The sequence below is a fragment of the Franconibacter daqui genome, from assembly GCF_014644275.1.
Classification (GTDB): domain Bacteria; phylum Pseudomonadota; class Gammaproteobacteria; order Enterobacterales; family Enterobacteriaceae; genus Franconibacter; species Franconibacter pulveris.
In genome coordinates this window covers 197043-212681 of record NZ_BMKJ01000002.1, presented here as the reverse complement: position 1 = coordinate 212681, position 15639 = coordinate 197043, and the positions used below count along the sequence as shown (strand labels likewise).

Below are 15639 nucleotides of genomic sequence, written 5' to 3'. Positions count from 1 at the left end.
GCGGGCTGCAATCCAACCTTTTTTACGTGGAGCAAGACATGAAGATGAAAACCTTAGCCTGTTCAGTAGCGCTGTTGGCCGCACTCTCGCTTGCCTTACCCGCCGGGGCCGCCGAAAAGCTGGTGGTCGGCACCGAAGCCAACGGCATTCCCATCTCCTTTCTGAACCCGAAAACCCATGAGCTGGACGGCTTTATGCTGGATATCGCCCGCCAGGCCGCAAAGCACGCGGGTTATGAGGTGGAATTTAAGGCGATGGATTTCTCGGCGCTTATTCCGGCGCTGCGCACCGGCAAGATAGACCTTATCGCCACCGGCATGTACATCACCGAGCCGCGCAAAAAAGTGATCGATTTCACCACGCCAGTGTATAGCTACGGCGAAGGGATGATCGTGCGTAAAGAGGACACCAAAGACTACACCTCCTTTAAAGAGTTGCCGGGCGCGGTAGTGGGCGCGCAGATGGGCACGATTTTTATCGAGCCGCTCAAGCAGGCCAACATCTTCAAGGATGTGAAAGCTTACGACACCCTCACCGGCATCATGAAAGACGTGAACGCCGGGCGCATCAAAGCGGGCTTTGGCGATACCCCTTCCATGGCCTATTACCTCTCGCTTGGCGAATATCCCAACGTGCGGCTGGTGAAAAGCTACAAGCCGGTGCTGCCGGGCTCGCTCGGGCTTGGCGTGCGCAAGGACGAAGCGCAGCAGCTGGCGAAGCTTAACGAAGCCATCGCCACCATGCAGAGCAACGGTGAGATTACGGCGCTGCTGGAAAAGTGGAAGCTTAATTAAAACAAGGGGGCGCAGCCCCTGATACCCCGTGACAGGAACCGCGATGAACGACTTTTTTACCTTCAGCGCCACCGCCCTCCCCATCCTGGTGGAGGGGGTGAAATACACGGTACTGGTTACCTTTTGTTCGCTTATCCTCTCGACCCTGCTCGGGCTGACGTGGGCGCTGATGCGCCTTTCGGCCCACCGTCCGCTGCGCCTGGTGAGCGGCGCGGTGGTTAACGTGCTGCGCGGCATCCCGATGCTGGTTCAGCTTTTCTATATCTACTTTGTGCTGCCCGATATCGGTATCGAGATGTCGGCGCTGACCGCCGCCATTATCGGCCTCGGCATCGCCTATTCGGTTTACCAGGCGGAGGATTTCCGCGCCGGCATTCAGGCTATCGACAAGGGGCAGATCGAGGCGGCGCAGACGCTTGGCATGTCGAAGCGCCTGATGATGCGCCGCGTTATTTTGCCGCAGGCCATCAAGATTATCTGGCCCTCCTACGGCAACACCATGGTGATGATGCTCAAGGACAGCTCGCTCGCCTCCACCATCACCGTGGCGGAACTTTCGCTGCAAGGGAAGCTGCTCGCCTCGGCGACCTTCCAGAACACCACCGTTTTCACGCTGGTCGCCCTGCTCTATCTGGTGATGTGCTGGCCGCTGATGTGGCTGTGCCGCCGGGTGGAACACGCCATGAACAAGCGTCGGAGCCACTGATGATTGAATATCGCAACGTCCATAAAAGTTACGGCGCGGTGCACGTGCTGAACGGCATCAACTTAACCATCAACCGCCAGGAGGTGGTTTGCATCATCGGCCCTTCCGGCTCCGGCAAGTCGACCCTGCTGCGCTGCATCAACGGGCTTGAGAACTACCAGAGCGGTGAGATCATTTTCGACGGCGTGCGGGTGGACGGCAGCGAGCGCGCGCTAAGCCAGGTGCGCGGCGAGGTGGCGATGGTCTTCCAGCGCTTTAACCTCTTCCCGCACCGCACGGTGCTGGAGAATGTCACCGAAGGACCGATTTACGTCAAAGGCGAGCGCCCCGGCCCCGCCCGGGAATATGGCATGGAGCTGCTTAAACAGGTGGGGATGGACCACAAGGCGCATTCATACCCGCAGGATCTCTCCGGCGGCCAGCAGCAGCGCGTGGCGATAGCCCGTGCGCTCGCGATGCGCCCTCGGGCCATTTTGTTCGACGAACCCACCTCGGCGCTCGACCCGGAACTGGTAGGCGACGTGCTGAAAGTGATGCGCGAGCTGGCGAATCAGGGGATGACGATGGTGGTGGTAACCCACGAAATCGCCTTCGCCCGCGAAGTGGCCGACCGCGTGGTGTTTATCGATGGCGGCGTGGTGACCGAAGAAGGCCCGGCGCGCCAGGTGCTGACCAATCCTTCCCACCCGCGCACCCGCGAGTTTTTACAACGCGTGCTCAACCCCATCAGCGAGGAATAATCATGCTTAACGCCAGCCATATCTGCGCCACCAACTTTACCTATTCGCACTACCGGCTGAACCACTGCCTGGACGATGTCGCCGCGCTCGGCGTGCAGTGGTTTGAACTGTGGGGCGTTGCGCCGCACCTGCATATCGACACCGTGCAGGAAGCGGACCTGCAAACACTCAGACGGGAACTGGCGGCGCGCGAACTGAAGCTCGCCTGTTTCACGCCGGAGCAGTGCGTCTACCCGGTCAATATCGCCGCCGAAAACCCGCAGCAGCGGGAGTACAGCATTAACTATTTCCGCCGTAGCCTGGAGATATGCGAAAGCCTTGGGTCGCCGCTGCTGTTTATGACCCCAGGCTGGGGTTATGAAGAGGATGAGCCCGCCGCGGCGCGCAGCCGCGCGGTGGACGCCCTGGCACAGCTGGCGCACCTTGCGGAAAGCCGCGGCGTGACGCTGGTGCTGGAGGTATTGCAGCCGCGCGAAAGCAACCTCGCCAGCACCGTGCATGAACTGGCGTCTCTGGTTAACGAAGTCAGTTCGCCTGCGCTTGACGCGGCGCTGGATATCGTCGGCATGGCGGTGGGCGGCGACAGCGTGACGGATTATCTCAACGCCTTCGGGCCGAAGCTGCGCCACTGCCATTTTATCGACGGCACCCCTGCGGGCCATCTGGCGCTCGGCGACGGCAACCTGCCGCTGAAAAGCTACCTCAGCGCCCTTCGCGAAGGCGGCTATAACGGTTTGCTGTCGCTTGAGATAGCCGGCGGGCGCTACTGGCAGGAGCCGCTTGAGCCGATGCGCCAGAGCATTGCGTTCCTGCGCGACGCGCTCGCATGATGGCGCGAAGCGGCGCGGCCATGCTGCCTGCGCGCAAAAGCGAAAGCCTGCTGCTGCTGGTGACGCTCTGCGCCGGGGCGGGCTGGATCTTCTCCAAAGAGGCGCTCGGCGCGCTGCCGCCGGTCTTTTTTATCGCCGTGCGCTTTCTGGCGGGCGGCCTGCTGCTGGGCCTGGCGGCGCCCGCCGCCGACCGGCGCGAATGGCGGCGCAGCCTGTGGCCCGCCTTCGCCATCGGCAGCCTGATTTGCGGCTCGATGATGTGCTGGATTGTGGCGCTGCATCTCACGACCGCGCTGGGCGTTGGCGCGTTTCTCACCTGCCTCGGGCCGCTGCTGGTGCCGTTCGCAGGGTGGCTGCTGTTCCGCCAGGCGCTGTCGAAACGCATCGGGTTCGCCCTGCTGCTCGCCCTGCCCGGCATTGCGCTACTGGTGGGCAACGGCTTTCTCCAGTGGCAGTTCGAGGCGGGCCAGCTCTGGTTTTTTGGCGCGGCGGCGATTTTCGCCTTTTACTTCAGCCTGAATAACCGCTTCGCCGCCGACCAGCCGGTGGTGCTGTTCGCCGCCATGCAGATGATGGCGGTGGGCCTGCTGGCGTTGCCGGTGAGCCTGTGGCTCGAGCCGTGGCCCACCGCGCTCAATGCCCCCGCCTGGACATGGCTTGCGCTCAGCATTCTCATTCCCACCTGCCTGCGCTTCTTTTTACAAAACTATGCGCAGCGGCTGGCCTATACGCCCAACGGCGGGCTCATCATGCTGATGGAGCCGGTGTGGGCGGCTGTTTTCTCGGCGCTGTGGTATGGCGAAGTGATGACGCTGTCGCAGGTGGGCGGCGCGCTGCTTATCCTGCTGGCGCTGACGGTCGCCAGAGAGCGTCACGTCCGCGCCTGACCCTCGCCTGCGGGCGGGGGTATCTTATTTTTCACGCCATATTTACAAGCTCAATCACTCCTGCCAAAAATGGGCATTATTTATTCATAATGCTTATCGATGTCCGAACTCGCGCTCAAACAGCAGATCCAGAACCTGAAAAAACACAACGCCCGGTTAAAGCGAATCGCCCATGACGCCCGTCACAAGCTTAGCGCGGCGCTGGACGGCACCGGCCTGTGCCTGTGGCAACTGGATATTCCCAGCGGCAAGCTGATTATCTATAACCGCCGCTGGGGCTCGATGCTCGGCTATCAGCCTAAAGAGCTGAGCGCCCACTTTGACGTCTGGCGCGAGCACCTGCACCCGGAAGACCGGGCGATGGTGCTGGCGGCGTTTTATAACCACCTTGAGGGTAAAGCCCCTTTTTATGAGGCGCTGCACCGCATGCAGCATAAAAACGGCACCGTTACCTGGGTGCTCGATCGCGGGCGCGTCACCGAATGGGATGCCGAAGGCAGCCCGTTGAAAGTGACCGGCACGCATATCGACATGACCAAAGAAAAACAGTATGAAGCGCAGCTGGCAAAGCTTGCGAACCACGATCCGCTAACCGGCCTCGCCAACCGTCACGCGCTGCAAAGCCGCTTTGACGCCTTACAGCCGCAGGGGCCGCTCAGCGTGGCGTTTATCGATCTGGATAACTTTAAACATGTGAACGACACGCTCGGCCACCGCAGCGGTGACGTGGTGCTTATTCAGCTTGCTCAGCGCATGCGCGAAGCCTGCCCGCCGGGGGTAGAAATCGGCCGGCTTGGCGGCGACGAATTTATCCTGCTGCTGCCCTTCAGCCTGCGCCATCCGTTGACCGACACCGCCGCGCGCGGCTGCCTGGACGCCGCGCTTACGCCGTTTGAGCTGGATAACGGCACGGCGCAGATTGGCGCTTCGATTGGCATTTATGAAGTGCGGCGGGATGAGGATTTTAACGAGGCGCTGCGCCACGCCGACGAGGCGATGTACCGCGTAAAACACGCCGGGAAAAACGGCGTGGCGCTGGCGGAATAAACAGGGCGGCGGATTGCCGCCCTTCATGTTTTAAGCGCGCAGGCGTTCCTGCTCCTGCGGCTCATCTTCCGGCTGTTCGGCTGGAATAATAATTCGGCTCGGAATAGCGAGCTTCACACCCAACGCTTCCAGCTCTTCCATAATACGCAGGTTAATTTCCTGCTGAATATCCATATATTTATTGTAATCGGCCGTATTAAGAATATGCACCACTTCGAAGGTCAAGCGATCCTGATCGAATACCGAAAAGTGGGCGCGGTCGAATTTCGTCTCTTTAATACTTTCAATAACATTTTTTACCATCGGGCCAATTTTACGGATTTTTTCCGGCGGCGTGGAATAGGCAATGCCGAAGGTGAAAACAATTCGGCGAGTTTGCATGCGCTTATAGTTGTGAATTGTCTGCTGGAGCAGAATGGCGTTAGCGCAAACTATTTGTTCGCCGCTTAAGCTGCGAATACGCGTGGTTTTTAAACCGATATGTTCAATGGTGCCGGAAACATCGTTAAAGACAATAAAGTCGCCAATTTCAAACGGTTTATCAAAACCGATAGAGAGCGAGGCGAATACGTCGCTTAATACCGTCTGCACCGCCAGCGCAATGGCGATACCGCCAACCCCGAGGCTTGCCACCAGCGCGGTAATATCCACTCCGGCATTGGCCAGAATAGAGAGCAGCATAATGGACCAGATAAGCGCGCGGATCATCAACCCAAGAATAATCAGCGTGACCGGGTTGCGGTGCAGACCGGGCCGCAGCAGCGAATGGCGCATCCACGACTGAACGGCCTGATCGAGCCACATGGCGATTTGCAGCGCCAGCACCAGAAACCAGGCGTGGGATATCAGGCTGTGCAGCCGGTCAGACAGCGTGACAAACTGAAGGCTGAATAAGAAGGCGGCGATGAGAATTAACGCTTTGCGGGTTTTACTGATAACGTCGAGAAAAACGTGGTAAAGCGCGGCGCTCTCATGGTCTTTCGTCCAGTTGGCGATTCTTTTATGCAGCACCGCCAGGATCTTATTCGCCACCCAGTAGGTCACCGCTGTAATAACGACAACCAGCAACACATTGGTCCAGAATGACGGCGAGGTCAGTAACCGTATAAAATTGGTTTGCTGAAGTATCTCCATTCTGTTCTCCCTTAATGAAAAATATAAAACTCAGGCCAAACGCGCCTTTCAGTATAGACAATGCGATTTGCCTGCCGTTGAGACTCGGCTTATTCCAGGCAGAAACGCAGGATTGTCATAATAACGTCACGCAATTATTTCGCGCCTGTTTCGGTTATATGACAGGCGCGAGGTGAGATATTTCAGGCAAGGTATTGATGGAACCACGCGATGGTGCGGTTCCAGGCGAGTTCCGCCGCCGCCTTGTCATAACGCGGCGTGGAATCATTATGAAAACCGTGATTAACGCCAGGGTAGATATAAGCTTCGTAGGTTTTCCCGGCTTTTTTCAACGCCGCCTCGTAAGCAGGCCAGCCTTCGTTGATGCGGGTATCGAGTTCAGCATAATGGAGCAGCAGCGGCGCGTTAATTTTCGCGACATCCTGCGCGGGCGGCTGTCGTCCGTAAAAAGGCACTGCGGCGGCCAGTTCAGGATACGCCACCGCCGCCGCATTCGCCACGCCGCCGCCATAGCAGAAGCCGGTAATGCCTACCTTTCCGGACGCCCCTTCGTGCTGCATCATAAATTCAATGGCGGCGAAAAAGTCGTTCATCAGCTTTTGCGGATCGACTTTTTGCTGCAATTCCCGCCCTTCATCATCGTTGCCCGGATAGCCGCCCACGGAAGAAAGACCGTCCGGCGCCAGCGCGATAAAACCCGCCTTCGCCACACGGCGCGCCACATCTTCAATGTAGGGATTCAGACCGCGATTTTCGTGCACCACCACCACGGCGGGCGCTTTGCCGTTTGCCTTCTTCGGCAACACCAGATAGCCGCGCACCTGCCCGTGGCCGTTGGGCGATGGGTAGTGAATATACTGCGGATAAATATCCGGGTCGGTGAACTCCACCTGCTGGGCCAGGGCGTAGTTGGGTTTGAGCAGGTCGAACAACGCCAGCGCCGTCATGCCGCCGACGGCATATTTCGCCGCCAGCTGCAAAAATTCACGCTTGGTGATTTTGCCGTGGGCGTAGTAGTCGTAGTAATCGAGCAGTTGCTGGGGAAAATCTTTGGCGGTCAGGCGGGTCATGGGCGCTCCCTTCTTTCAGTGCGATTCGGCCCTATAAGCGAAGCACATGCGCAGGAAATTACCTAAAGACGCGGCGCATTATCAGCCAAATGTATGATGCCGCGCGCTTGTCCTCTCCCGGCGACTCGCTAATATAGAAACAACGTTTCAAATAATAACTCTGGAAGAAGGAGAAACCATGCCGTACCTTGCCGACCCTGCCCGCTACGAGCGGATGCAATACCGTTTTTGCGGCCGCAGCGGGCTGCAACTGCCTGCGCTGTCGCTTGGCCTGTGGCACAGCTTCGGCCACGGCAGCACGCTGGATTCCCAGCGCGCGTTGCTGCATAAAGCGTTTGACCTGGGCATTACCCATTTCGACCTCGCCAACAACTACGGCCCACCGCCCGGCAGCGCGGAAGAGAATTTCGGCCGCCTGCTGAAAACCGACTTCGCGCCCTATCGCGATGAGCTGATTATCTCCACCAAAGCGGGTTACGACATGTGGCCGGGCCCCTACGGCGCCGGCGGGTCGCGTAAATACTTGCTGGCAAGCCTCGACCAGAGCCTGCAACGCCTGGGGCTGGGCTATGTCGATATTTTCTACTCGCACCGCGTTGATGAAAGCACGCCGATGGAAGAGACCGCCGCCGCCCTGGCGCAGGCGGTGCAGAGCGGCAAGGCGCTCTATGTCGGCATCTCCTCTTATTCGCCGGAACGTACGCAAAAGATGGCGGAGCTGCTGCGCGAATGGAAAGTGCCGCTGCTGATCCACCAACCTTCCTATAACTTGCTGAACCGTTGGGTGGATAAAAGCGGGCTGCTGGAGACGCTTGAGCGCAACGGCGCGGGCTGCATCGCCTTCACCCCGCTGGCGCAGGGGCTGCTGACCGGTAAATACCTCAACGGCATTCCGCAAGGGTCGCGCATGCAGTATGAAGGCAAAAAAGCGCGCGGCCTGACGGAAAACATGCTGACGGAGCAGAACCTCAACAGCCTGCGGCTGCTGAACGAGATGGCGCAGCGCCGCGGTCAGAGCATGGCGCAGATGGCGCTCAGCTGGCTCTTAAAAGATGCGCGCGTCACCTCGGTGCTGATTGGCGCAAGCCGCCCCGAGCAAATTGAAGAGAATGTGCAGGCGCTGGCGAACCTGTCGTTCAGCGCTGAGGAGCTTGCGAAAATCGACGAACATGTCGCCGACGGCGAGCTGAACCTCTGGCAGGCGTCGTCGGATAAATAAACGCAGGCTGCGCATAAAAAAACCCACGGTGCGGGCCGTGGGTTTTGCTTAGTGGTCGTGGCGCGTGAGCTTGTCGAGATAGCCCATCACGAAGGCGGAGAGCACGAAGGTGAGGTGGATAATGACATACCACATCAGCTTATTGTCCGGCACGTTTTTGGCATCCATAAACACCCGCAGCAGGTGAATGGAAGAGATAGCAACAATCGACGCCGCCACTTTGTTCTTCAGCGAGGTGGCGTCCATTTTGCCAAGCCAGTTCAGCTTCTCTTTATGGTCGGCGATATCCAGCTGTGAAACGAAGTTCTCATAGCCGGAGAACATCACCATCACCAGCAGCCCGCCAACCAGCGTCATGTCCACCAGCGACAGCAGCATCAGAATGAGATCGGCCTCCGCCATGGTGAGCACATTGGGCAGAACGTGGAAAATTTCCTGGAAGAACTTGACGGTCAGCGCCAGCAAGGCCAGGGATAAACCGAAATAGACCGGGGCGAGAAGCCAGCGAGAGGCGTACATTGCGTTTTCTAAAAAGCGTTCCATAGCGTCCTGGAAGTTAACCCAAAGACGCTAAGTATAACGCAGAAAGGTTGACGGCTGGCAACCACGCCCGCCGCTACACGTCGGACAGGGAGACCTGTGGACGTTGATACTGCGGCCAGACGATGGCGACCAGCGCCGGATAGGCCTCAATGCTAAACTCATGGAAACAATGACGTAAATTCAACACTTCGATATCGGAAAACATCACCAGCTCGCCATTCAGACAGCGTTTTTTTAAATTATCGTAATATTTATACACCGCGGAATTAAGATTGCTGCACCGACGCTGCGCCTCAAATAAACCTGGCGTTGCGTTAAGTTCTTCAAAACTCATTTTTTTAATGGTGGCGTTAATAAAGTCGCTATATTCATGATTGACACGCCAATACCAGCCCGGCGTAATGGCGTTAAGCAATACGGAGAAATGTTCCTCACCCTTTTGTCGGTTTTGCGGCGAGGATGGGTTCGCGGCTTCACTGTTTTCGGTAGTATTGCGCTCACTCTCTTTCATTAATAAAAGAACGACGCATAAAAGTAACAGCAAGGTGATGACACAATAAAAAATAGTGCTCATGCGCAGGCTCCGTTTTCTTTGATTTTAATTTTGCGGCATGTTATTGTCAACGCAAACCGCCCTGCCTTCTAATTTACCTTTCTGAAATTAAAGGAAATATTATTATGTTGCCCGACAATATTGTGCCGGCGCGCTATCATATTCCCACTCCTGAGACGCAGCCGGCGACTGATGAAAGCAGTGAAAATTTAACTAAAGGAAAGCCAACGCTCGCCGATTACGAAAGTGATATTTTAACCAGTAAATCACGAGCCGGGCAAAGCGGCAACATGCTGCTTGAAGAACATGATCGCCATATAAAAGAACGCCTGTTCTGTGTGGTTAAAATCGAAACTTTCGCTAAAGTATTGAACGGCCTGGTCGAAGATAAAACCATAAACGCGGAAGAACTGGCGGAACTGATTGCGGCGAAAACGGCGCACATCAATGAAGCGGGTAATAAAATTTGGCTTAATCTCATCACCAGGGAAAAAGCGACGCCGCTATTTTATCAGTTCGAGGATTAACGGGCGTGGCCGAAATAACCAATAACGATATTTATTTCGCTTTAGATAAACAGGTTGAACAGAAATTTATCTTAAGTCAGAACCAGCAGGCGTTAATATATGCCCGTGACCAGGCTATCGCCGAGTATACGCGAGCCATGGTGACGATTCCCTCCGCGCTGGTGCACCTTAAGTGGCAAAATCGCCGTGAAATTTATCCGCTGCGGGTTAAAGAAGAGGTATACGGCGCAGTGCTGCTGGAGATTATTAACCGCTATCCCGAGTTGAAATCGCAAATTATGGTGCAGTTAGAGGAGAATTATCAGCAGATTAAGGCGCAGGAAGCCTCGACGCTGATGTTAAGCCGAACGCTCGCCGAAGGCACCTGCAAAACCTCCACGGTTAAACCCACCGCGCCCGCCAGCGCAACGCCGCCAGCCGCCGCGATTACGCCGCAAACGGTGGTCGCGCAGCCCGTTGTTCCTTCACACGCTGAACCCGCCGCGCCTGAAGCGATGCCGCCTGCGAACGTAGAGCCTGCCCCTCAGGCGCCCTGGAGCGCCACCTATTCAAAACCGGTTGTCGCGCCGCCGCGGGTTGCGCCAGTTCCCCCGTCAAAGCCGTAACCTCTGCTGAAAGCCCTTTCTTTCCGCTCTTAAGCGGCGGCTTCTCTTTTCTGAAGACACGCGTCAGCCTGACGAATAACCGGAATATCCCGAGAATTTTCGACAGCGCAGCAGAAGACACTACCCTTAAGAGGTGTCTTTTAAACAGAGGAGCGATCTAATGGCAAACGATCAGACGAAAATTCAGGACCCTACCACCCAGTTCTTCACCGGCGAATATCCTAAACAAACGCAGCCCGCGCCGGGCGTGCAGGCAAAAATGGATCCGGTGCCGGATTGCGGTGAGCAGAGTTACGTCGGAAGCGGACGCCTTAAAGGTCGCAAGGCCCTGGTTACTGGCGGTGATTCAGGTATCGGACGCGCCGCCGCCATCGCCTACGCGCGTGAAGGCGCGGATGTGGTCATCAACTATCTGCCTGCCGAGCAGGAAGATGCTGAAGCGGTGAAAAAGCTGATTGAGGAAGCCGGTCGTAAGGCGGTGTTGATCCCGGGCGATTTAACCGATGAACAGTTTGCCCGCGATCTGGTGCGTCGCGCCATTCAGGAACTGGGCGGGCTGGACATTCTGGCGCTGGTCGCCGGTAAGCAAACCGCTGTCGAGCAGATTTCCGAGCTGACCAGCGAGCAGTTCCAGAAAACTTACGCGACCAACGTTTTCGCGCTGTTCTGGATTACCCAGGAGGCTATCCCGCACCTGAAACCGGGCGCCAGCATTATCACCACCTCCTCCATTCAGGCTTACCAGCCAAGCCCGCACCTGCTCGATTACGCCTCCACTAAGGCGGCTATTCTGAACTACAGCCGCGGCCTTGCGAAGCAAGTGGCGGAAAAAGGCATTCGCGTGAACATCGTGGCGCCGGGCCCCATCTGGACGCCGCTGCAAATTTGCGGCGGTCAGCCGCAGGAGAAAATCCCGCAGTTCGGCCAGCAGACGCCGATGAAGCGCGCCGGTCAGCCTGCGGAACTGGCGCCGATTTATGTTTATCTGGCAAGCCAGGAATCAAGCTACGTGACCGCCGAAGTGCACGGCGTAACCGGTGGCGAGCACCTGAGCTAACACCTGAAAACCCGCGCTGCCCTGCAGCCGGGTAACGGTTCAACATAAAGGGGGCGGCAGGCCCCTTTTTTCATTAACGCGCCGCAAAATCCTCCTTAGAATAAACGTCTGGCTTAAGCGACACCTAAATAATAATAACCCACCAATGCTATCTACCTCAGAATAACACACTACCCTTAAGAGGACGTTTTTAAACTCGGAGAAGTGGAGACACCGTATGCCTAATGACCAGACGCAGATTCAGGATCCCGCCACGCAATACTTCAACGGCGACTATCCGAACCAGGAGCAGCCCCCGCCGGGCCTGCAATCCAAAATGAGTCCCGTGCCGGACTGCGGCGAGAAAACCTATGTGGGGCGGGAAAGATTAACGGGCCGTAAAGCGCTGGTGACCGGGGGCGATTCCGGCATCGGGCGCGCCGCCGCCATCGCCTTCGCCCGGGAAGGGGCGGACGTGGCGATAAACTATCTGCCTGAAGAGCAGGAAGATGCCGACCAGGTCAAAGCGCTGATTGAGCAAGCAGGCCGCAGGGCGATACTGATCCCCGGCGATATCTGTGAGGAAGCGTTTGCCCGCGAGCTGGTGCAGCGCGCGGTTCAGGAACTGGGCGGGCTTGATATTATGGCGCTGGTGGCAGGCAAGCAGACCGCCGTCACCCGTATTGCGGACCTGACCAGCGAGCAGTTCCAGCGCACCTACGCCACTAACGTTTTCGCCCTGTTCTGGATAACCCAGGAGGCGATCCCGCACCTGAAACCGGGCGCCAGCATTATCACCACCTCTTCTATTGAAGCCTACCAGCCGAACCCCAACCTGCTGGATTACGCCTCGACCAAGGCGGCTATCATGAATTACAGCCGCGGGCTGGCGAAGCAGGTGGCGGAGAAAGGCATTCGCGTGAACATTGTCGCGCCCGGCCCCATCTGGACGGTGTTGCAGGTGACTGGCGGGCAGACTCAGGAGGTGATACCCAGCTTCGGCCAGCCGACGCCGATGAAGCGCGCCGGCCAGCCTGCGGAAGTGGCGCCGGTTTATGTTTATCTGGCAAGCCAGGAATCAAGCTACGTGACCGCTGAAGTGCACGGCGTGACGGGCGGTTATCATTGCGGCTAAGCGATATCACGAACATGGCGGCAGGCGCAGCGCCACCCACCAGATAACGCTGTCCGCGCTCAAACCCCACCGCCAAAAGCGCCCATAAAAAAAGCGCGACATTCGCCGCGCCTTTTCATTTTTCACACGATTACTTCTTCGTGACTTCCTGGCCTACCAGGCCAATCTTCAGATATCCCGCCTGATGCAGCGTATCCATCACGTTCATCATCGTTTCGTAATCCACGGTTTTATCCGCGCGGAAAAAGACGGTGGTATCTTTCTTGCCGGCGGTGGCCGCGTTCAGCGCAGTAATCATGGTGTCTTTCGTCACCTGATCGTTGCCGAGATACATGGTCTTATCCGCTTTTACTGACAGATAAACCGGTTTTTCAGGGCGCGGCTGCGGCTGACTGGTGGAGGCGGGCAGGTTCACCTTCACATCCACCGTGGCAAGCGGCGCGGCTACCATGAAGATAATCAGCAGCACCAGCATCACGTCGATAAACGGCGTGACGTTGATTTCGTGCATTTCGCCGTTATCGTCGAGGTTTTCGTTAAGACGCATCGCCATGGGGCATTAACCTACGCGCAGTTTCTGAGCCGGACGCACCGGATGAGCCTGTGAACTGGCGCCTAAGTCCAGGTCGCGGCTTTGCAGCAGCAGCACCTGCGCGGCGACGTCGCCGAGGGTAGCTTTATAGCTGCCGATCATGCGGGCGAAGATGTTGTAAATGACCACCGCCGGAATAGCGGCGACAAGACCAATCGCCGTGGCGAGCAGCGCTTCGGCGATACCTGGCGCCACAACGGCGAGGTTGGTGGTCTGCGACTGGGCGATACCGATAAAGCTGTTCATAATGCCCCACACGGTGCCGAACAGGCCGATAAACGGCGAAATCGCGCCGATGGTTGCAAGATAACCGTTGCCGCGGCCCATGTGACGCCCAACGGCCGCCACGCGGCGCTCCAGGCGAAAACCGGTACGCTCTTTAATGCCTTCGTTATCTTCACTGCCTGCGGAAAGCTCCAGCTCGTTTTGCGCTTCGTTAATCAGCTGCTGGCTGAGGCTTTTTTTGTGGAAGGAGGCCGCCATTTCTGAGGCGTCGTTCAGGGAGCGGGCGGCAGCCAGTTGCTGCTGCTCGCGCTTGAGGCGGCGCTTTTGGCTCAGCAGCTCTGCGCTTTTGCTGAAGAAAATAGCCCAGGTAACCACTGACGCCAGAATCAGGCCGATCATGACAATCTTTACCACGATATCGGCGTGATGATACATCCCCCAGACGGAAAGGTCCGTCTGCATCAAATTATTTCCCACTCTTCATCTCCAGGACGAAAAAACACCAAAACTGTCGTAATAATACCAAAACGACGTCGAATTGATAGTAGTTCTCATTAGTATTTACAGAATGCCCTGGCGAAGGGAAAATTTCTTTGCGCTCACGCAGTAAAGCAGGCCCGATGGTGATTTTTCCGCTTTTTTTACTGTCGGACGAAACAGCGGCGATGAACCGTGGTAACGTATGTTTAGACATCCAGACGTATAAACAGGGTAAGCCACATGACAGAAAAGCACATCGAGACGACGCTGATAAACGCCGGGCGCGGTAAGCGTTACACGCAGGGATCGGTAAACAGCGTTATCCAGCGCGCCTCGTCGCTGGTTTTTGAGAGCGTGGAAGCCAAGAAGCACGCTGCGGCGAACCGCGCTAAGGGCGAGCTATTCTATGGTCGTCGCGGCACCCTCACCCACTTCTCTCTGCAAGAAGCGATGTGCGAACTGGAAGGCGGCGCGGGGTGCGCGCTGTTTCCCTGCGGCGCGGCGGCTGTCGCCAATACGCTTCTCGCGTTTGTCGAGCAAGGCGACCACGTGCTGCTGACCAATAGCGCCTACGAGCCCACTCAGGATTTTTGCACCAAAATCCTCGGCAAGCTTGGCGTCGCCACCAGCTGGTTCGACCCGCTGATTGGCGCGGATATCGCCACGCTTATTCAGCCCAACACCCGCGTGGTGTTTCTGGAATCGCCCGGCTCCATCACCATGGAAGTGCATGATGTCCCTGCGATTGTTGAGGCGGTGCGTCGCGTCGCGCCGCAAGCCATCATCATGATCGACAACACCTGGGCTGCCGGCATTCTTTTCCGCGCGCTCGACTTCGGCGTTGATATCTCCATTCAGGCGGGCACCAAGTATCTGATTGGCCACTCCGACGGCATGGTGGGCACCGCGGTGGCTAATGAGCGCTGCTGGCCGCAGCTTCGTGAAAACGCCTACCTGATGGGCCAGATGCTGGATGCCGATACCGCTTATATGACCAGCCGCGGCCTGCGTACCCTTGGCGTGCGTCTGCGCCAGCATGAGGAAAGCAGTCTGAAAATTGCCGAATGGCTCTCGCAGCATCCGCAGGTGGCGCGCGTGAATCATCCGGCGCTGCCGGGCAGCAAAGGCCATGAGTTCTGGAAGCGGGACTTTACCGGCAGCAGCGGCCTCTTCTCATTCATTCTTAAAAAGCGCCTGAACGAGACGGAATTTGCGAGCTACCTCGACAATTTCCACTATTTCAGCATGGCCTATTCCTGGGGAGGCTATGAATCGCTTATTCTAGCCAACCAGCCGGAAGAGATAGCCGCGCTCCGCCCCGCAGGCGGCGTGGATTTCACCGGCACGCTGGTGCGGGTGCATATAGGTCTGGAAAACGTCGACGATCTCATCGCCGATCTGGAAGCCGGTTTCCAGCGTATTGCATAACATTTCTCAATCAATGTGGACACCCAGGCTGACGGAATTTCCGGCGTTTAATACGCCTGCATCAAGATGTTGCGGGCGTTTGCGAGTA

Annotated in this window: 17 protein-coding genes and 1 pseudogene; 12 read left to right on the top strand and 6 right to left on the bottom strand. The window is 57.2% G+C overall.

Going from position 1 to position 15639, the window contains the following annotated elements; translation table 11 throughout:
- Nucleotides 1–38 precede the first annotated feature (38 nt).
- The 6 genes from IEX01_RS10345 to IEX01_RS10320 all read left to right on the top strand — a co-directional run bounded on the left by IEX01_RS10345 (nucleotide 39) and on the right by IEX01_RS10320 (nucleotide 5004).
- Nucleotides 39–794, top strand: coding sequence for a substrate-binding periplasmic protein (locus IEX01_RS10345; protein ID WP_024559997.1), 756 nt, complete (start codon nucleotides 39–41; stop codon nucleotides 792–794).
- 43 nt (nucleotides 795–837) lie between these two features.
- The gene (locus tag IEX01_RS10340) at nucleotides 838–1500 is read left to right on the top strand and encodes an amino acid ABC transporter permease (RefSeq protein WP_003031955.1); all 663 of its coding nucleotides are present in this window, start codon (nucleotides 838–840) and stop codon (nucleotides 1498–1500) included.
- Nucleotides 1500–2240: an amino acid ABC transporter ATP-binding protein gene (locus IEX01_RS10335; protein WP_024556894.1), complete on the top strand. Its 741-nt coding sequence runs from the start codon at nucleotides 1500–1502 to the stop codon at nucleotides 2238–2240. Before IEX01_RS10340 ends, IEX01_RS10335 begins: the two co-directional genes overlap by 1 nt.
- 2 nt (nucleotides 2241–2242) lie before the next feature.
- The gene (locus IEX01_RS10330; RefSeq protein ID WP_029696845.1) at nucleotides 2243–3070 is read left to right on the top strand and encodes a sugar phosphate isomerase/epimerase family protein; all 828 of its coding nucleotides are present in this window, start codon (nucleotides 2243–2245) and stop codon (nucleotides 3068–3070) included.
- Nucleotides 3067–3957 (top strand): DMT family transporter, encoded by an 891-nt coding sequence (locus tag IEX01_RS10325; RefSeq protein WP_035896645.1) that lies wholly within the window; start codon nucleotides 3067–3069, stop codon nucleotides 3955–3957. Before IEX01_RS10330 ends, IEX01_RS10325 begins: the two co-directional genes overlap by 4 nt.
- A 99-nt stretch (nucleotides 3958–4056) precedes the next feature.
- Nucleotides 4057–5004, top strand: a complete 948-nt coding sequence (locus tag IEX01_RS10320; RefSeq protein WP_188723799.1) for a sensor domain-containing diguanylate cyclase — start codon at nucleotides 4057–4059, stop codon at nucleotides 5002–5004.
- Between the two features lie 30 nt (nucleotides 5005–5034).
- On the opposite strand, the gene IEX01_RS10315 is transcribed toward IEX01_RS10320, so the two are convergent.
- Nucleotides 5035–6138 (bottom strand): mechanosensitive ion channel family protein, encoded by a 1104-nt coding sequence (locus IEX01_RS10315; RefSeq protein ID WP_024556890.1) that lies wholly within the window; start codon nucleotides 6136–6138, stop codon nucleotides 5035–5037.
- A gap of 182 nt (nucleotides 6139–6320) precedes the next feature.
- A complete protein-coding gene (gene yghX / locus IEX01_RS10310; RefSeq protein WP_188723798.1) occupies nucleotides 6321–7208 on the bottom strand; it encodes a YghX family hydrolase in 888 nt (295 codons plus the stop codon).
- Between the two features lie 178 nt (nucleotides 7209–7386).
- On the opposite strand from yghX, the gene IEX01_RS10305 reads away from it, so the two are divergent.
- Nucleotides 7387–8427, top strand: a complete 1041-nt coding sequence (locus tag IEX01_RS10305) for an aldo/keto reductase (RefSeq protein WP_188723797.1) — start codon at nucleotides 7387–7389, stop codon at nucleotides 8425–8427.
- Nucleotides 8428–8475: 48 nt separating this feature from the next.
- On the opposite strand, the gene IEX01_RS10300 is transcribed toward IEX01_RS10305, so the two are convergent.
- Both IEX01_RS10300 and IEX01_RS10295 read right to left on the bottom strand, forming a co-directional pair.
- Nucleotides 8476–8970, bottom strand: coding sequence for a TIGR00645 family protein (locus IEX01_RS10300; protein ID WP_024560003.1), 495 nt, complete (start codon nucleotides 8968–8970; stop codon nucleotides 8476–8478).
- A 73-nt stretch (nucleotides 8971–9043) separates the two neighbouring features.
- Nucleotides 9044–9544: an ESA_00282 family adhesion-associated protein gene (locus IEX01_RS10295; protein ID WP_024556886.1), complete on the bottom strand. Its 501-nt coding sequence runs from the start codon at nucleotides 9542–9544 to the stop codon at nucleotides 9044–9046.
- A 104-nt stretch (nucleotides 9545–9648) separates the two neighbouring features.
- On the opposite strand from IEX01_RS10295, the gene IEX01_RS10290 reads away from it, so the two are divergent.
- The 4 genes and pseudogenes from IEX01_RS10290 to IEX01_RS10275 all read left to right on the top strand — a co-directional run bounded on the left by IEX01_RS10290 (nucleotide 9649) and on the right by IEX01_RS10275 (nucleotide 12826).
- A complete protein-coding gene (locus IEX01_RS10290) occupies nucleotides 9649–10050 on the top strand; it encodes a hypothetical protein (protein ID WP_024556885.1) in 402 nt (133 codons plus the stop codon).
- A 5-nt stretch (nucleotides 10051–10055) separates the two neighbouring features.
- Nucleotides 10056–10466: pseudogene (locus IEX01_RS10285) on the top strand (cytoplasmic protein); the annotation flags it as partial.
- Between the two features lie 349 nt (nucleotides 10467–10815).
- Nucleotides 10816–11712 (top strand): SDR family oxidoreductase, encoded by an 897-nt coding sequence (locus IEX01_RS10280; protein ID WP_024556883.1) that lies wholly within the window; start codon nucleotides 10816–10818, stop codon nucleotides 11710–11712.
- A gap of 217 nt (nucleotides 11713–11929) precedes the next feature.
- Nucleotides 11930–12826 (top strand): SDR family oxidoreductase, encoded by an 897-nt coding sequence (locus IEX01_RS10275; protein ID WP_024556882.1) that lies wholly within the window; start codon nucleotides 11930–11932, stop codon nucleotides 12824–12826.
- Between the two features lie 130 nt (nucleotides 12827–12956).
- Here IEX01_RS10275 and exbD read toward each other — a convergent pair whose 3' ends face one another.
- Nucleotides 12957–13379: a TonB system transport protein ExbD gene (gene exbD / locus IEX01_RS10270; protein WP_024556881.1), complete on the bottom strand. Its 423-nt coding sequence runs from the start codon at nucleotides 13377–13379 to the stop codon at nucleotides 12957–12959.
- A 6-nt stretch (nucleotides 13380–13385) separates the two neighbouring features.
- The gene (exbB, locus tag IEX01_RS10265; protein ID WP_024556880.1) at nucleotides 13386–14120 is read right to left on the bottom strand and encodes a tol-pal system-associated acyl-CoA thioesterase; all 735 of its coding nucleotides are present in this window, start codon (nucleotides 14118–14120) and stop codon (nucleotides 13386–13388) included.
- A gap of 243 nt (nucleotides 14121–14363) precedes the next feature.
- Here exbB and metC point away from each other — a divergent pair, with 243 nt between their 5' ends.
- The gene (metC, locus tag IEX01_RS10260; RefSeq protein ID WP_024556879.1) at nucleotides 14364–15551 is read left to right on the top strand and encodes a cystathionine beta-lyase; all 1188 of its coding nucleotides are present in this window, start codon (nucleotides 14364–14366) and stop codon (nucleotides 15549–15551) included.
- Nucleotides 15552–15639: the final 88 nt, after the last annotated feature.

Bases quoted from the DNA above. Each gene is read 5' to 3' on its own strand.
- IEX01_RS10280 (WP_024556883.1), top strand. From the start codon at position 10,816: ATGGCAAACGATCAGACGAAAATTCAGGACCCTACCACCCAGTTCTTC.
- exbD (WP_024556881.1), bottom strand. From the start codon at position 13,379: ATGGCGATGCGTCTTAACGAAAACCTCGACGATAACGGCGAAATGCAC.
- IEX01_RS10320 (WP_188723799.1), top strand. From the start codon at position 4,057: ATGTCCGAACTCGCGCTCAAACAGCAGATCCAGAACCTGAAAAAACAC.
- IEX01_RS10290 (WP_024556885.1), top strand. From the start codon at position 9,649: ATGTTGCCCGACAATATTGTGCCGGCGCGCTATCATATTCCCACTCCT.
- IEX01_RS10330 (WP_029696845.1), top strand. From the start codon at position 2,243: ATGCTTAACGCCAGCCATATCTGCGCCACCAACTTTACCTATTCGCAC.
- IEX01_RS10340 (WP_003031955.1), top strand. From the start codon at position 838: ATGAACGACTTTTTTACCTTCAGCGCCACCGCCCTCCCCATCCTGGTG.
- IEX01_RS10315 (WP_024556890.1), bottom strand. From the start codon at position 6,138: ATGGAGATACTTCAGCAAACCAATTTTATACGGTTACTGACCTCGCCG.
- IEX01_RS10295 (WP_024556886.1), bottom strand. From the start codon at position 9,544: ATGAGCACTATTTTTTATTGTGTCATCACCTTGCTGTTACTTTTATGC.
- IEX01_RS10275 (WP_024556882.1), top strand. From the start codon at position 11,930: ATGCCTAATGACCAGACGCAGATTCAGGATCCCGCCACGCAATACTTC.
- metC (WP_024556879.1), top strand. From the start codon at position 14,364: ATGACAGAAAAGCACATCGAGACGACGCTGATAAACGCCGGGCGCGGT.
- IEX01_RS10305 (WP_188723797.1), top strand. From the start codon at position 7,387: ATGCCGTACCTTGCCGACCCTGCCCGCTACGAGCGGATGCAATACCGT.
- yghX (WP_188723798.1), bottom strand. From the start codon at position 7,208: ATGACCCGCCTGACCGCCAAAGATTTTCCCCAGCAACTGCTCGATTAC.
- IEX01_RS10335 (WP_024556894.1), top strand. From the start codon at position 1,500: ATGATTGAATATCGCAACGTCCATAAAAGTTACGGCGCGGTGCACGTG.
- IEX01_RS10345 (WP_024559997.1), top strand. From the start codon at position 39: ATGAAGATGAAAACCTTAGCCTGTTCAGTAGCGCTGTTGGCCGCACTC.
- IEX01_RS10300 (WP_024560003.1), bottom strand. From the start codon at position 8,970: ATGGAACGCTTTTTAGAAAACGCAATGTACGCCTCTCGCTGGCTTCTC.
- IEX01_RS10325 (WP_035896645.1), top strand. From the start codon at position 3,067: ATGATGGCGCGAAGCGGCGCGGCCATGCTGCCTGCGCGCAAAAGCGAA.